Origin of the sequence: Microbacterium sp. T32 (genome assembly GCF_001619615.1) — a bacterium.
Lineage (GTDB): Bacteria > Actinomycetota > Actinomycetes > Actinomycetales > Microbacteriaceae > Microbacterium.
Map to the genome: position 1 here is coordinate 157,227 of NZ_LQQP01000077.1, position 15,519 is coordinate 172,745.

13 protein-coding genes are annotated in these 15,519 nt (G+C 70.9%); 10 read left to right on the top strand and 3 right to left on the bottom strand.

Annotation, left to right across the window (positions count from 1 at the left end; genetic code table 11):
• Positions 1–77 precede the first annotated feature (77 nt).
• On the bottom strand, positions 78–941 hold the full coding sequence (locus AVW09_RS16785) for an IclR family transcriptional regulator (protein ID WP_063259125.1): 864 nt from the start codon (positions 939–941) through the stop codon (positions 78–80).
• A 153-nt stretch (positions 942–1,094) separates the two neighbouring features.
• Between AVW09_RS16785 and AVW09_RS16790 the strand changes: the two genes are divergently transcribed.
• The 8 genes from AVW09_RS16790 (at position 1,095) to AVW09_RS16825 (ending at position 10,558) form a co-directional block, all read left to right on the top strand.
• Positions 1,095–2,024 (top strand): NAD(P)-dependent oxidoreductase, encoded by a 930-nt coding sequence (locus AVW09_RS16790; protein ID WP_231901870.1) that lies wholly within the window; start codon positions 1,095–1,097, stop codon positions 2,022–2,024.
• A complete protein-coding gene (locus AVW09_RS16795) occupies positions 2,021–3,499 on the top strand; it encodes an NAD-dependent succinate-semialdehyde dehydrogenase (protein WP_063259126.1) in 1,479 nt (492 codons plus the stop codon). The genes AVW09_RS16790 and AVW09_RS16795 overlap by 4 nt, the downstream gene beginning before the upstream one ends.
• 2 nt (positions 3,500–3,501) lie before the next feature.
• Positions 3,502–4,281: an SDR family oxidoreductase gene (locus AVW09_RS16800; RefSeq protein WP_063259127.1), complete on the top strand. Its 780-nt coding sequence runs from the start codon at positions 3,502–3,504 to the stop codon at positions 4,279–4,281.
• A gap of 29 nt (positions 4,282–4,310) precedes the next feature.
• Positions 4,311–5,774, top strand: coding sequence for an FAD-binding oxidoreductase (locus AVW09_RS16805; RefSeq protein WP_063259128.1), 1,464 nt, complete (start codon positions 4,311–4,313; stop codon positions 5,772–5,774).
• Positions 5,774–7,180, top strand: a complete 1,407-nt coding sequence (locus AVW09_RS16810; protein ID WP_063259129.1) for an FGGY-family carbohydrate kinase — start codon at positions 5,774–5,776, stop codon at positions 7,178–7,180. The genes AVW09_RS16805 and AVW09_RS16810 overlap by 1 nt, the downstream gene beginning before the upstream one ends.
• A gap of 288 nt (positions 7,181–7,468) precedes the next feature.
• The gene (locus tag AVW09_RS16815; RefSeq protein WP_082823055.1) at positions 7,469–9,670 is read left to right on the top strand and encodes an ATP-dependent Clp protease ATP-binding subunit; all 2,202 of its coding nucleotides are present in this window, start codon (positions 7,469–7,471) and stop codon (positions 9,668–9,670) included.
• Between the two features lie 196 nt (positions 9,671–9,866).
• Complete coding sequence (locus AVW09_RS16820) at positions 9,867–10,271, top strand: VOC family protein (protein ID WP_063259130.1); 405 nt, start codon at positions 9,867–9,869, stop codon at positions 10,269–10,271.
• Entirely contained in the window at positions 10,268–10,558 is a 291-nt protein-coding gene (locus AVW09_RS16825; RefSeq protein WP_063259131.1) for a winged helix-turn-helix transcriptional regulator, read from the top strand. The genes AVW09_RS16820 and AVW09_RS16825 overlap by 4 nt, the downstream gene beginning before the upstream one ends.
• Before the next feature lie 154 nt (positions 10,559–10,712).
• Here the strand turns inward: AVW09_RS16825 and AVW09_RS16830 are convergent, their stop codons facing one another.
• The gene (locus AVW09_RS16830; protein WP_063259132.1) at positions 10,713–11,297 is read right to left on the bottom strand and encodes a nitroreductase family protein; all 585 of its coding nucleotides are present in this window, start codon (positions 11,295–11,297) and stop codon (positions 10,713–10,715) included.
• Positions 11,298–11,395: 98 nt separating this feature from the next.
• On the bottom strand, positions 11,396–12,763 hold the full coding sequence (locus tag AVW09_RS16835) for a glucose-6-phosphate dehydrogenase (RefSeq protein ID WP_063259133.1): 1,368 nt from the start codon (positions 12,761–12,763) through the stop codon (positions 11,396–11,398).
• 114 nt (positions 12,764–12,877) lie between these two features.
• On the opposite strand from AVW09_RS16835, the gene AVW09_RS16840 reads away from it, so the two are divergent.
• Positions 12,878–14,647 carry a glycoside hydrolase family 15 protein gene (locus AVW09_RS16840; protein WP_231901871.1) on the top strand — a complete coding sequence of 590 codons (1,770 nt, stop codon included), beginning with the start codon at positions 12,878–12,880 and terminating at the stop codon, positions 14,645–14,647.
• A gap of 27 nt (positions 14,648–14,674) precedes the next feature.
• Positions 14,675–15,367, top strand: a complete 693-nt coding sequence (locus AVW09_RS16845) for a hypothetical protein (RefSeq protein WP_063259134.1) — start codon at positions 14,675–14,677, stop codon at positions 15,365–15,367.
• Positions 15,368–15,519: the final 152 nt, after the last annotated feature.

Genomic DNA, 15,519 nt, shown 5'->3' on the forward strand with positions numbered 1-15,519 from the left:
GCCGCGGATCACGGCTGCGGCTGACTGTAGGACGGGGGGTTGATTATCTTCAACCGACGTTGCGCATATGGCAAACGCTAGACGGCGGGCCCGACCGGGGTGAAGCCGATCGACCGCGAGAGGTCTTTCGCGCTGGAGGCGACGAAGCGTGCAAGGCCCTCCAGGCGATCCCCGATGCGGGTCTTGGGTGCGCTCACGTTCAGGGCGGCGACGATGCGACCGGTGAAATCCCGCACGGGGGCGCTCGCTCCGACGACCCCGAGTTCGAGTTCCTCGTCGAGCAGCGCGTACCCCGTCGCGCGGATGCGGGCGAGCTCGGCGCGCAGGCTCGTCAGGTCGGAGACCACCTGGCGATCCGCCGGTGGGCTCGGGAGGACGGAGAACCCCGCCGCGTGCGGGGGAACGGGTCCGACGATGGCCTGATCCTGACCGTGCTCGGTGTACCACCGCTCGAGGGAGTCGTCGTCCCAGTCGCTCAGCAGAACGCGTCCCGACGGGGTGCGCCAGGCCGCCGTCGTGATGCCCTCCCACCCGGTGGTGCGGAATTCGTGCGGGCTGAGCTCGCTCGCGATCGTCAGGACGTTGCCCCCGCGGAGCACGCAGAGGTGCGTCGTCTCGCGCGCCCGCTGGGCGACGCGGCGCAGGATCGGCTGCGACTCCCGCGTCAGGGTGCTCTCCAGAGTGAGCGCGGCCATCGCGTAGAGGCGGGCGCCGAGGCGGTAGGCCAGGGTGTTCTCGTCGCGGTCCACCAGCCCGGCGTCCGCGAGGGTGGCGAGGCTGCGCGACACCACGGCCTTGTCGCGACCCGTGATCTGAGCGACGCGCGACACTCCGAGGCCTCCGCCGGTCACCGCCTCCGCCGAGCCGAGGATTTCGAGGATCTCGATGTCGCGGGCGAGTCCGGACGAGTTGCGGCGCGGCGCCGGCGCGTGATCGGTCATGGCGGCAACCCTAACCCGGTTGCCATATGCGCATCAAGGGATGCTCTTACGGCATCCTCGATCTATGGTGGCCGTGCGGTCGCCACTGGCGGGCTCGAAGACGAGAGCCGCAGGAGCGCTCGCCCCCGATCCACGATCTCAAGGACTGATCCCGTGACGAAGCGCACACTCACCGTCGGATTCATCGGCCTCGGCAGTATGGGCAGCGGAATGACCCGCAACCTGCAGGCCGCCGGCTTCCCCCTGGTCGTCACCGACGTGCGGCCCGAAGCCGCCGCGGAGGTGGTGTCGCGCGGCGCCGTCTGGGCGGAAACTGCGGCCGACGTGGCATCCCGGTCCGATCTGGTCATCACGATGCTGCCCACCCCGCGGCACGTGGACCAGGTGCTCCGTGGGCCCGAGGGCCTCCTCGGCGCGCTGCCCGAGGGTGGCACGTGGGTCGACATGTCGACCTCGGTTCCCGAGGTGGCCGACCGGGCGCGCGCCGATCGTCCTGACCTGCACATCCTCGACGCGCCGGTGAGCGGCATGTCGGTGGGTGCCGCGAACGGCACGCTGCAGATCTTCATCGGCGGGGATGCGGCCGATGTCGAACGTCTCCGCGAGGTGTTCGAGGCGATGGGCGAGCCGGAGCGGATCCTGCACGTGGGGGGCCACGGTGCCGGGTACGCCGTCAAGCTCATGATCAACCAGCTCTGGTTCTCGCACCTGATCGCCACCGCCGAGGTGCTGGCCGTCGGAGTGAAGGCCGGCGTCGACCTCGACGTGCTCCGCCGTGCACTGGTCGCGAGCCCCGCCAACAGCAACTTCGTCGAGCACGACGTGCTCTCGATCCTCGACCACGGCGACTACGACGAGGGTTTCGCCCTCGCCCTGGCGTGCAAAGACCTCGGGCTGTCGGTCGACCTGGCCCGCTCGGTCGGGATGCCGTACGAGCTCTCCGGCCTCGTCGACCAGCAGTTCCGTCGCGCGAAGGCGATGTACGGCGACCGCGCCGGCGAGATGGCCCCGTTCCGCCTCTACGAGGACCTGCTCGGCGAACCGCTGCGTCGCGCCGCCGCGGCCGCGGAGGTCGCGCGATGACCGACGAGCGCGCGTTCATCGCCTCCCTCCCCACCGACCTGTTCGTCGACGGCGCCTGGCGGGCCTCGTCGAACGGCGACCGCTTCGACGTCATCGACCCCTCGACCGGCGACGTCCTGACGACCGTCGCCGACGCGGGCATCGCCGACGGTGACGCGGCTCTCGCCGCCGCCCACCGCGTACAGGAGTCGTGGGGGAGGACCGCCCCGCGCGAACGCGCCGAGATACTCCGCCGTGCTTTCGAGCTCGTGACCGCCCGAGCGGAGGACTTCGCCCTCGCCATGACCCTCGAGATGGGCAAGCCCCTCGCGGAGGCGCGCGGCGAGGTCGCGTACGGCGCGGAGTTCCTGCGGTGGTTCAGCGAGGAGGCGCCGCGGATCTCGGGCCGCTACTCTACGGCTCCCGACGGCCGCAACCGCCTGCTCGTCGTGCAGCGCCCCGTGGGTCCGTGCCTGTTCATCACGCCGTGGAACTTCCCCCTCGCGATGGCCACCCGCAAGATCGCGCCGGCGATCGCGGCCGGCTGCACGATGGTGCTGAAGCCGGCCGCGCTGACGCCCCTCACGGCGCTGCTGCTCACCGAGGTCCTGCGAGAAGCGGGACTGCCCGACGGCGTGCTCAATGTCATCCCGACGACCCACGCGGGTGCGGTCACCGGTCCGCTCGTGCGCGACCCTCGGCTGCGCAAGCTCTCCTTCACGGGGTCGACCGGCGTCGGCCAGCGTCTGATCGCCGACTCGGCGGCCCAGGTGCTGCGGGTGTCGATGGAACTCGGCGGCAACGCCCCCTTCCTCGTCTTCGAGGACGCCGACCTGGATGCCGCTGTCGACGGCGCCGTGCTCGCGAAGATGCGCAACGGCGGCGAGGCGTGCGTCGCAGCCAACCGCTTCCTCGTGCACGAGTCGGTCGCGGCGGAATTCACCCGCCGCTTCGCGGAGCGGATCGGGGCGTTCGTCCCGGCTCGCGGCACCGATCCCACCTCGACCGTCGGGCCCCTCGTGGATGCCGCCACCCGCGACAAGGTTGCCTCCCTCGTCGACAGCGCCGTCGCCCAGGGCGCGCGCGTGGCCGTGGGCGGTTCTCCCATCCCGGGACCCGGGTACTTCTACCAGCCGACCGTCCTCGTCGACGTGCCCGCCGACGCCGACATCCTCCGTGAGGAGATCTTCGGCCCCGTCGCCCCCGTCCTCACCTTCCGCGATGAAGAAGAGGCGATCCGACTGGCCAACGACACCGAGTACGGACTCGTGTGTTTCGCGTACACCCGTGACCTCGATCGCGGCCTCCGCCTCGCGGAGCGCCTCGAGACGGGCATGCTGGGCGTGAACGCGGGAGTCGTTTCCAACCCCGCCGCCCCTTTCGGTGGCGTCAAGCAGTCAGGGCTCGGCCGCGAGGGCGGAGCCGAAGGCATCCACGAATATCTCGAGACCGTCTACGTCGGCATCGCCGACCCGTTCGCCTCCCGGAGCGCCTGAGCATGGACATCAGCGAATTCACCACGGACTTCTTCTCGCTCGCGGGGAAGACCGCGATCGTGACCGGCGGGAACGGCGGACTCGGCCGTGCCTTCTCCCTCGCGCTCGCCGCGGCCGGAGCGAACGTGTTCGTGCCCTCCCTCGCGGATGACGACGGAGAGACCGCCCGGTTGATCGAGGCGCACGGGCGCGAATACGCCTTCGTGCAGTCCGACATCACCGCCGCCGGAGAGCCGGGCCGGGTCGTGCGCGCGTGCGTCGAGCGGTTCGGCGGCGTCGACGTGCTGATCAACTCGGCGGGGATCAACCTGCTGAGCGAGGACGTCGTCGCGTTCGACCGCGCGAAGTGGGATCCGATGATCGCGGTCAACCTCACCGCCGCGTTCGACTTCGCTCGTGCTGCCGCCGCGGTCATGATCCCGAGGGGTCGCGGAAAGATCATCAACATCGCGTCGCTGTTCTCGTTCCTCGGCGGGCGTCAGTCACCGGCGTATGCGGCATCCAAGGCCGGCATCGTGGGCTTCACGAAGGCCTACGCCGATGAACTGGGGGAGTTCGGCATCCAGGTCAACGCGATCGCGCCCGGATACTTCGCGACCGCCCTGACCGAGAAGACCCGATCGGATGCCGGGGCCAACCGCCGCATCGTCGATCACGTCCCGGCCGGCCGATGGGGCGACCCCGCCGACCTCATGGGAGCCGTGGTGTTCCTCTCCAGCCGCGCCAGCGACTACGTCACCGGGCACACGCTCGTCGTCGACGGCGGCTACCTCCTGCGCTGACCCGACCACACCGATCCAGGAAGACCGACATGGCCGATTCCCGTTCCCCTTTGACCCGTTCCGACATCGCCGCGCGCCTCATCGAGCTTCTCGGCGCCGACGCCGTCGACACCCGCGACACCGAGCTGCGCGAGGCCAGCGTCGATCGCTTCAAGAAATACTCCGCCGTGCACGGCATCTTCGACGGTCCGTTCCCCGCGGCTATCGCCTATCCGCGGTCGACCGACGACGTCGCGGCGGTCCTGCGGTTCGCCGACGAGAACCGCATCGCCGTCGTCCCGCGCACCGGCCGCACGGCCACCGAGGGCGGCCTCGAGACCGTCGTCGCCGACACGATCGTGCTCGACGGCTCCCGGATGGATGCCACGCTGAGAATCGACCCCGTCGACATGATGGTGACTGTGCAGTGCGGCGTGCCGCTGCAGCGCGTCGAGGACGAGCTGCGCGCGCAGGGCTTCACCACCGGCCACTCGCCGCAGTCGAAGCCGCTCGCCCAGTACGGCGGTCTCGTGGCGACCCGGTCGATCGGGCAGTTCTCGACGCTGTACGGCGGGATCGAAGACATGGTCGTCGGACTCGAGGCCGTTCTCGCCGACGGCACCGTGACGCGTATCAAGAACGTGCCGCGTCGGGCCGCCGGTCCTGACATCCGCCACCTGATCATCGGGAACGAGGGCGCATTCGCCTTCGTCACCGAGGTCACCGTGAAGATCTGGCCCTACACGCCCGAGAACAACCGCTTCTTCGGCTTCCTCACCGACGACTTCGGTGCCGGCATCGAGCTGCTGCGCGAGCTCGTGACGCAGGGGTACCGCCCGTCCGTCGCGCGGGTGTACTCGCCCGAAGACGCGCGACAGCACTTCGCGCACTTCCACGAGGGGAAGAGCGTCGTCATCCTCGTCGCGGAGGGGCCCCGGCGGCTCGCCGAGGCGACCGCGGAGGCGATCGCGGAGGCGGCGGAGGGGAAGCCGCTGGAGCGCGTCGACGATGCCCTGATCGAGCAGTGGTTCGACAACCTCAACTGGGGGCAGGACAAGATCGACCGCGAGAAGCGGGAGATGCTCGAGAAGGCGCACCTCGGCTACACGACCGAAGTGTCGGTCGACTGGTCGCGGGTCGTGGAGCTGTACGAGTCGGTCATGAGCCGCGTGCGCCGCGAGTTCCCCCGCGCCGCCGACCTCACGATGCTCGGCGCGCACTCCTCGCACAGCTACCAGACGGGTACCAACCTGTACTTCGTGTACGACTACGACATCCGGTGCGAACCCCGCGAGGAGATCACCGAGTACCACGAGCCGCTCAACGCGATCGTGGTCGAGGAAGCGCTGCGCCTGGGCGGTTCGATGGTGCACCACCACGGGATCGGCAAGTACCGCACGCCGTGGACCGCGGAGGAGCACGGCAGCGCCCTGGTGCTGCTGGAGCGGGTGAAGGCCGCGCTCGACCCGCACGGCATCATGAACCCCGGCACGATCTTCGCGTTGGCGGACTGATGCCCGTCGTCGTCGCGATCGACAACGGATCGCAGTCGACGAAGGTGCTCGTCGTCGACGAGACGGGGCGCGTCCGGGCGCAGGCGCGCGTCGGACTGCGCCCGTATGCGACCCCCGCGCCGGGGCTCAGTGTGCACCCGGACGACGACGTGTGGGATTCGATCGTGCGCGCCTGCCGGGTGGCGATGGAGCGTTTCGATGGCGACCCCGACGAGATCGTCGGCGTGGGGCTGTGCACGATCCGGTTCTGCCGCGCGCTGCTCGGCGCCGACGGGACGCTCGCGGAACCCCTGCTGAGCTGGATGGACGAGCGGGTCGCCCGACCGCACGTCACCTGTGCCGACGTGGCGCATGTCGTGACGTCGTCGGGGTACGTCGCGCACCGGCTCACGGGCGAATTCCGCGACGCCGCGGGCAATTACCAGGGGCTGTGGCCGATCGATCAGCGCACGTGGCGGTGGTCGCATGCTCCGGATGCCACGGCCACCACTGGCATGGACCGCGCGCTGCTGAGCGAGCTCGTCGACCCGGGTGCGGAACTCGGACGCGTGACCCCCGCCGCCGCGGCGCTGACCGGGCTGCCCGAGGGCGTTCCCGTGTTCGCGACGTCGAACGACAAGGCCGTCGAGGCGCTCGGTGCCGGTCTGGCATCCGATGAGGACGTCCTGCTGTCGTTCGGAACGTACATCGCCGCGATGACCGTGGCCGACGCCCCCGGCGCGGGCGCCGCGCACTGGGTCAACTTCGGCGCCCGTCCGGGGCAGTACCTCGCCGAGTCGACCGGCATCCGTCGGGGCATGTGGACGGTGAGCTGGCTGCGCGACCTGCTGCACCCGCACGCGCCGGAGGACGACCTGTACGCCTTCGACCGGAGCCTCGGCGCGGAGGCCGAAGCCGTCGCCCCCGGATGCGACGGGGTCGCCGCCGTGCTCGACTGGCTCGCGCCGGGCGACGAACCGCATCGCCGGGGGGCGTTCGTCGGGTTCTCGGGCGCTCAGGGGCGCGGGCATCTGTATCGGGCGGTGCTCGAGGCCATCGCGTTCACGATGGCCGACCACATCGAAGAGATGGAGCGCGAGCGGGGCCCCGTTGCGGCGGGCGTCATCGTCACCGGGGGCGGGGCGCAGTCGCCGTTGCTCGTGCAGATCGTCGCCGACGTCCTCGGGCGTCCGGTGCGCCGCGCGCTCGTCGACGACGCTGCGGGCATCGGCGCGGCGATCTCGGCCGCGGTCGGGGCGGGTCTGCACCCCGACTGGGATGCTGCGGTCTCGGCGATGGCCGGAACCGGTGCGCCCGTCCTCCCCGGCGAGCACGCGGACGTCTACCGTGCTTTGCGGCCCTGGCACCGTGGCATCCGGTCGCGGGTCGCCGACCTGTCGGACTGGATGGTGACTGCCCGTCGGTGACCCCGGGTTTCGCGGTGCCCCGTCCCTCACGGGACGGGGCACGGCTGCGTTCCGGGGTGTGTTCCGCCGGGCCTGACGGCCGCGCCGCCGCCGTGCGTTCCGAGGTCTGTTCTCCGCGAGACTTCATCGCGCCGACATCTCCCTTGCAGCCTGCGCCGCACTCGTCAGCGCGATGAAGTCTCGCGGGGAGGGGGAGGGGCGACCGGGGGGCATTGCCGGGAAGGGGGCGCGCTGCTAAACTTGAGCCAACGCAACTCAAGTTTGCGACAGACTTCCAGGAGCCGCACCATGAACGCCACTCAGCAACCCGGACAGGAGGACGCGCGCAGCGCGCTCGAGCAGTTCGGCATCAACCTCACCGACCGCGCCCGCCAGGGCAAGCTCGACCCCGTCATCGGTCGCGACAGCGAGATCCGGCGGGTCAGCCAGGTGCTCACGCGCCGCACGAAGAACAACCCCGTCCTCATCGGCGAGCCCGGCGTCGGCAAGACCGCCGTCGTCGAGGGGCTCGCGCAGCGCATCGTCGCGGGTGACGTCGCCGAGAGCCTCAAGAACAAGGAACTCGTCGCCCTCGACATCTCGGCGCTCGTCGCCGGCGCGATGTACCGCGGCCAGTTCGAGGAGCGCCTCAAGAGCGTGCTCAAAGAGATCACCGAGTCCGACGGCCGGATCATCACGTTCATCGACGAGCTGCACGTGCTCATGGGCGCGGGCGGCGGCGAGGGATCCGTCGCGGCATCGAACATGCTCAAGCCGATGCTCGCGCGCGGCGAGCTGCGCCTGATCGGCGCGACCACGCTCGACGAGTACCGCGAGTTCATCGAGAAGGATGCCGCTCTCGAACGCCGCTTCCAGCAGGTGTACGTCGGCGAGCCCACGGTCGAGGACACCATCGCGATCCTCCGCGGCCTCAAGGAGCGGTACGAAGCGCACCACAAGGTCGCCATCGCGGACGCGGCGCTGGTCGCCGCGGCATCCCTCTCCAACCGCTACATCCCGTCGCGGCAGCTCCCCGACAAGGCCATCGACCTCATCGACGAAGCCGCGTCGCGCCTGCGCATGGAGATCGATTCGGCCCCTCTCGAGATCGACGAGCTGCGCCGCCACGTCGACCGCCTCAAGCTCGAAGAGCTCGCGCTGAAGAAGGAGAAGGACGCCGCCTCGAAGGAGCGTCTGGCGACCCTGCGCGAGACCCTCGCCGCCGAGCAGGCGAAGCTCGACGAGCTGCAGGCGCGGTGGGAGCGCGAGCGCGCGTCCCTGAACCGCGTCGGCGACCTGAAAACGCGGCTCGACGCGGCCCGAGTGGATGCCGAGCGCGCCCAGCGCGAAGGCAACCTCGAGAAGGCGTCGCGGTTGCTGTACGCCGACATCCCGGCGCTCGAGCGCGAGCTCATGACCGCCGAGCGCGAGGAGCCCGCCGGTGACCGCATGGTCAACGAGCAGGTCACCGACGAGGACATCGCGGCCGTGATCGCCGCCTGGACCGGCATCCCGGTCGGCCGCCTCCTACAGGGCGAGACCGAGAAGCTGCTGCACCTCGAGCGCGAGCTCGGCAAGCGCCTGATCGGGCAGAAGGATGCCGTGAAGGCGGTGTCCGACGCGGTGCGGCGCTCGCGGGCCGGCATCAGCGACCCGAACCGCCCGGTCGGTTCGTTCCTGTTCCTCGGTCCGACCGGTGTCGGAAAGACCGAGCTCGCCAAGGCCCTCGCCGATTTCCTCTTCGACGACGAGCACGCCATGGTGCGCATCGACATGTCGGAGTACGGCGAGAAGCACTCCGTCGCGCGGCTCGTCGGTGCCCCTCCGGGGTACATCGGCTACGAACAGGGCGGTCAGCTGACCGAGGCCGTGCGTCGGCGCCCGTACAGCGTCGTCCTGCTCGACGAGGTCGAGAAGGCGCACCCCGAGGTGTTCGACATCCTGCTGCAGGTGATGGACGACGGTCGACTGACCGACGGCCAGGGCCGCACGGTCGATTTCACCAACGTCATCCTGATCCTGACCTCGAACCTGGGCTCGCCGATCCTCATCGACCCGACGCTGTCGATCGAGACCAAGCGCGAGCAGGTGCAGGCGCTGGTGCGCCAGGCGTTCAAGCCCGAGTTCGTGAACCGCCTCGACGACATCGTCATCTTCCAGGCGCTCACCGAGGACGATCTCGCCCAGATCGTGGAGCTCGCGGTCGACGCGCTGCACAAGCGGCTGCGCGAACGCCGCCTGACGCTCGCGGTCACGCCCGACGCCCGGTCGTGGCTCGCCGAGCGCGGGTACGACCCGGTGTACGGCGCGCGTCCGCTGCGGCGCCTGATCCAGTCCGAGGTGCAGGACCGCCTCGCGATGGCGATCCTCGCCGGCGGGGTGCGCGACGGCGATCTGGTGAAGGTCGACGTCGCGAGCGACGGCGAGTCGCTGGTGCTCACGAGCGCCGGTCCCGCTGACGAGCAGGGCGACCTCGACGACGACGTCCTCGAGGCGGAGATCATCGAGTAGCGCCGGGCTCGGGCTTCCCGCCCCGGCGTCGCGCCGCGTCCCGCCCGGCGTTGCGCCGCTCCCCGCCCGGGGCTCCGGTGCGTGAAGTACCCGGCCCCACCTCGGCACGGGGTGGATGTCGGATGCCGCGCCGGGTCGTGGCATCCACGGGTGAAAAGTCTTGACGGAGCACTTCACTTTTGGAAGTATCGCGGCCATGAGCCTCTTCCTCACGTGTCCCGTCGAGTCCGTCGAGCGGGCGACCGCGTTCTACACCGCCCTCGGGTGGACGCTCAACGAGCAGATGTCCGACCACAACGTCTCGTGCTTCGCCATCGCACCCGAGCAGTACGTCATGCTCGGCAGCCGCGAGATGTACGCCGCCGTGGGCGGCACCGAGGATCTGATCGGCGGGCCCGACACCCCGTCGAAGATCACCGTGTCGTTCGACCTCGGCAGTCGCGAGGCCGTCGACGAACTCGTCGAGCGCGCGGGTGCGGCCGGCGGGCGCATCGGCGACACCGACGACTACCCCTTCATGTACCAGCGCCAGTTCGACGACCCGGACGGCTACCACTACTCGCCGTTCTGGATGAAGCCGGACGCCGAAGCTTCCGAGTGAGCGACCTCGCCGCGGCTCTCGACGTCGTCGGTGCGCGGTGGGCGTTGCTCATCGTCGAGCGGCTGCTCGACGGTCCCCAGCGATACGGCGATCTGCAGCGCGACCTCGGCATCGGCACGAACATCCTCGCCGTCCGCCTGCGGGAACTCGAGGAGGCCGGTGTGCTCCGCCGCCTCCCGCTGAAGCACAACACCCGCGCCTACGCCCTGACCGAGCGGGGTGAGGCGCTGCGCCCCACGATCGAGGCGCTCGGCCTGTGGGGTGCGGCCGAGGCCCAGATCACGTGATCTCGCCGAGATCACCCGACGTTGCACGCCAGGACGGGTGATCTCGGCCGCATCACGTGATCTGGCGCCCCCTGCCCCCGCCACACGCGACCGCCCCCGCACCGCGATGCGCGGATACGGGGGCGGAGAGCGGATGCCGGGAGCCGGCGGGGCGTCAGGCGTCGAGCAGAAGCGACTCGGCGATGGGGCGGCGCGTGCGGGGCGCGGATTCGCGGGCGCGCACGGACTCGTCGGCGGCATCCAGGTCGCCGAAGGCACCCACGGCGATGACGGTCACCGGCGTGAAGCGGGGGTCGATGCCGAACGCGCTGCGCAGCTCTTCGCCCGAGAAGCCGCCCATGGTGTGGGTGGCGAGGCCGCGGGCGTGCGCCTCGACCGTGAAGAACGCGGCCGACTGACCGGCGTCATAGGTCGCCCACGGGAGGGCGTTGCCCTCGGCGTCGGCGGTCTCGGCCAGGACCACGATCAGCGCGCCGGCGGCCGGGGCCCATCCCTGGTTGAACCCGACGAGCGACTCGACGATCTTCGCGTGGGCGTCGGTTCCGCGGCGGCCGACGATGAAGCGCCACGGCTGCGTGTTGTTGACGGACGGCGACCAGCGGGCGGCCTCGAAGGCGGCGCGCAGGGCCTCCTCGTCGATGGGGGCTTCGGCGTCGAAGACGCGGGTGCTCCAGCGCTCGGCCAGGACGTCGAGGATCGGGACGTCGGTCTGCGCGGTGCGGTCGAGAACGTGGGACATGGGGGTACTCCTCGGGGGTGAGAACGATGCCGGGGCTCCGTTGACCCAGTCCATCGAACGCGGTCGGGCCCCCGGATGTTCCCGTGTGACGGAGAAAGTCACAGCCCCCACGAGGTCGGACCCGCGGTTCCGGCCGGGTACTCGTCGAGCGGCACCTTCCCCGCGCGCCACGCGTCGATGACCGGCTGCACGATGCGCCAGCACTGTTCGGCGGCGTCTCCGCGGACGGCGAGCATGGCATCGCCGTCCAGGATGCCGGAGAGCACCTCGCCGTAGGCCTTCAGGCCGCCCTCGCCGAGGTCTGCCGCGAGCGTGACACGTTCGAGCTCGAGCGGGTCGTCGGCGCCGTTCACGTTCAGTCCGAGGCTCATGGTGTCGGGGCCGAGCGAGAACGTCAGCACGGACGGGTCGCTCTCGCCGACGAAACCGTCGGGCAGGTGCCGCACGGGCTTGAAGGTGACGGTCACGGCCGGGTCACCGGCACCCGGTCCGAGGGCTTTGCCCGACCGCAGCACGATCGGTACGCCCTGCCAGCGGGCGGTGCGCACCTCGACCGTCATCTCGGCGAGCGTCTCGGTCTGCCGCGACGCATCGACGCCCGGCTCGTCGACGTAGGACGTGAAGTGCCGGTCGCCGATCGTGCCCTCGGTGTACCGCGCGCGGCGGGAGTTCTTCACCGGGTCGTCGCCCCACACGTGGGTCGCGCGCAGCACCGCGGACGTGGCATCCCGCAGGTCGAGCTGGTCGAGGGAGGACGGCGGCTCCATCGTCACGAACGCCATGACCTGCAGCAGGTGGCTCTGGATCATGTCGACCAGCGCGCCCGCGTGGTCGTAGTAGCCCGCGCGCCCCTCGAGCCCGAGCTTCTCGGGGAAATCGACCGTGATCCCCGCGATGTCGTCCGCCGACCACACGCTCTCGATGAGCCGGTTGGCGAAGCGCACGCCGAGGAGGTTGAGCACCGTCGACCGGCCCAGGAAGTGGTCGATGCGGAACACCTGGTCCTCGGGCACGAGCTTCGCGACCTGCTGGTTGAGCGCGTGGGCGCTCTCCTCGTCGGTGCCGAACGGCTTCTCGAGCGCGAGGATCGTGCCCTCGGGGATGGTCACGTCGGCCAGGGCCACGCACGCCTTCTCGGCGACGGCGGGCGGAACGGCGAAGTACAGCGCGGGCCGGCCTTCGGCGGCATCCAGGATCTCCTGAAGATCGGAGGCCTTCGTGATGTCGGCCTGCCCGTAGGTGGTGTCGGCCACCTTGTCGAAGGCCTTCTCGGCGCCCATCGTCGCGAACGACGCCCGTACGGTGTCGCGCCACTTCTCGTCGGTCCAGTCCTCCATGCCCGCGCCGTGCAACCGCACCGAGCGGTTCGGCTCGCGTGTGAGCAACTGCCCGAGAGCGGGCAGCAGGAGACGCGAGGTGAGGTCGCCCGAAGCGCCCAGGATGATCAGGGTGGTGTCCGCCGGCATGGGGCCACCGTAGCGCTCGGTTCCGACACCGCCGGGTCGCTTGCAGCGGGCGCACGGATGCCGCTAGCGAGATGCACGGCCGCGATGTCGGCATCCCCTGTCACAATCACGAGGGTGAGCACCGCGATCGAGGACTACGCCGTCCTCAGCAACTGCCGATCCGCCGCCCTCGTCTCCCGGGAGGGCAGCGTCGACTGGCTGTGCCTGCCGCGGTACGACAGCGCGTCGATGTTCGGCGCGCTTCTGGGCGACGAGTCGCACGGGGCGTGGTCGTTGCGTCCGACGGATCCGGATGCCACGGTCACCCGGCACTACGACGCCGACACGTTCGTGCTGGTCACGCGCTGGGAGACCTCGACCGGTGTCGCCGAGGTGCACGACGCCATGCCGATCGACGAGGGCGTCGAGGCGCTCATCCGGCGCGTCATCGGGATCTCCGGCGCGGTGGACTTCGTCAGCGAGGTGCGCTTCCGCTTCGACTACGCCCGCGCGGTGCCGTGGGTGCGGCAGGTCGGGCAGGGGCACCAGCACGCGATCCTCGCGGTCGCGGGTCCGGATGCCGTGATCCTGCGCGGGCCGCGCCTGATCGCGGTCGACACCGCGCACCGCGCGCTGTGGACCACCGTCGCGGGCGAGAGCGTCGATTCCGTGCTGTCGTGGGGGCCGTCGTGGCAGACCGCGCCCGCCCCGATCGACGTGGATGCCACCCTCAAACGCACCATCGAGTGGTGGGCCGCGTGGGCGCGGCGCGTGCACGCGGCCGGTGAGCACGCGGATCTCGTGACGCGTTCGCTCCTCGTCCTGCGCGCGCTCACGCACGCCGAGACCGGCGGCATCGTGGCCGCGGCGACGACGTCGCTGCCCGAGTCGTTCGGCGGCGAACGCAACTGGGACTACCGCTACGTGTGGCTGCGCGACGCCGCCCTCACCCTCGTCGCGTACATCGACCACGGCTACCTCGACGCCGCGCACCGGTGGCGCACGTGGCTGCTGCGCGCGATCGCCGGGGACCCCGCCGACGTGCAGATCATGTACGGCATCGCGGGGGAGCGCGACCTGCCCGAGCGCGAGATCACGAGCCTCCCGGGGTACGACGGTGCTCGACCCGTGCGCATCGGCAACGGCGCGGTGGACCAGTATCAGGCCGACGTGATCGGCGAGGTCATGGTCGCGCTCGAAGTGGCGCGCAACGCGGGCGTCGAGGAGACGTCGTTCTCGTGGGCGCTGCAGCGGGCTCTCCTCGACCAGCTCGCGGAGTGGTTCGACCGCCCCGACAACGGTATCTGGGAGATGCGCGGCGACCCGCACTTCTTCACGCACTCGCGCGCGATGGTGTGGGCGGCGTTCGATCGTGGCATCCGGGCCGTCGAGCAGAACGGACTCGACGGCGAGGTCGACGAGTGGCGGCGGCTCCGCGACCGCGCGCGCGACGACATCGACGCGCATGGCGTGCACGCCGGCGGCTGGTTCACACAGCATGCCGACACCGACGAGGTCGACGCGTCCTTGCTGATCCTGCCGCAGGTCGGGTTCTGCGCGTTCGACGATCCGCGCATGCTCGCCACCGTTGCCCGGATGGAGCAGACGCTCATGCCCGACGGCTGGTTGCTGCGCTACCGCACGACCGGCGTCGACGGCCTCGCGGGGGACGAGCACCCGTTCCTCGCCTGCTCGTTCTGGCTCGTCGGGCAGTACGCGCGGTCCGGCCGCCGCGACGACGCCGTCGCCCTCATGCGTCGCCTGACCGCGGTCGCCAACGACGTCGGCCTCCTCTCCGAGGAGTACGACCCGAAGGGGAAGCGGCAGGCGGGCAACACCCCGCAGGCGCTGTCGCACCTGGCGCTCGTGGGCGCCTCGGATGCCCTGGACGCAACCGCCCCGTGACCCCCTCGGCGGTTCTAGAGTCGGGGCATGAGCGACGATGACGTCGAGCTGAACCATCTGCGCGAGCGCGTCTACGGCGAAGCCGGAGGCCCGGCCACGGAAGCCGAGATCGCGCGACTCGCGGCCCTCGAGGACGAGCAGCGCGCCCGCCGCGCGCCGACGCCGGTCGCGCGGCCGGTGCTGGCCGAGCCGTCCCCCGTCGCCCCTCCCGAACCGATCGTGGATGCCACGCCCCACCGCCCCCGCGCGCTCGCGGTGGTCGTGGCGCTCGCCGCCGCGGCCGTGCTCATCGGGGCGGGGTACGCCGCGGGCGCCGCCTCGCCGTCGCTCGCCGCCGCCTCCCCCGCGCCGTCGGCGTCGACGGCATCCCCGTATCCCGAACTGGCCTTCCCGCAGACCGACGACGACAAGATCTCGTCGGGCATCATCGCGGACAGCGGCATCGACCCGACGAGCACCCGGTACATCGCCGTGATGCGCGGGTTCCGTGTGTTCCTCGCCGAGCGGGAGCGCGGAGACGGCGTGTGCGTCGTGACCTTCATCGCGGTCAACGACCAGCCGTGGTCCGCGGGATGCACCGCCGGTGGTGCCCTCGACGACGGCGCGGTGTTCGGCGTCGACCGGCGCCTCAGCATCGCCCTCGGCGACCCGTCCCGCGTCTCGATCCGCGGCCTGCCCGTGCGGCTGTCCGAGTCGGTGACGGCGTACCTCACGGAGTGAGCCGCGCCCCCGCGCAACTTCAGCGATCCGCGCAACCTCAGTCCGACCGGGGCGGATGCCACTGAGCTCGTGCTGATCGCTGAGCCTGTGCCGCCCGACCCGACCCCACCCCGACCCCACCCGACCCCACCCGACCCCACCCCACCCCGACA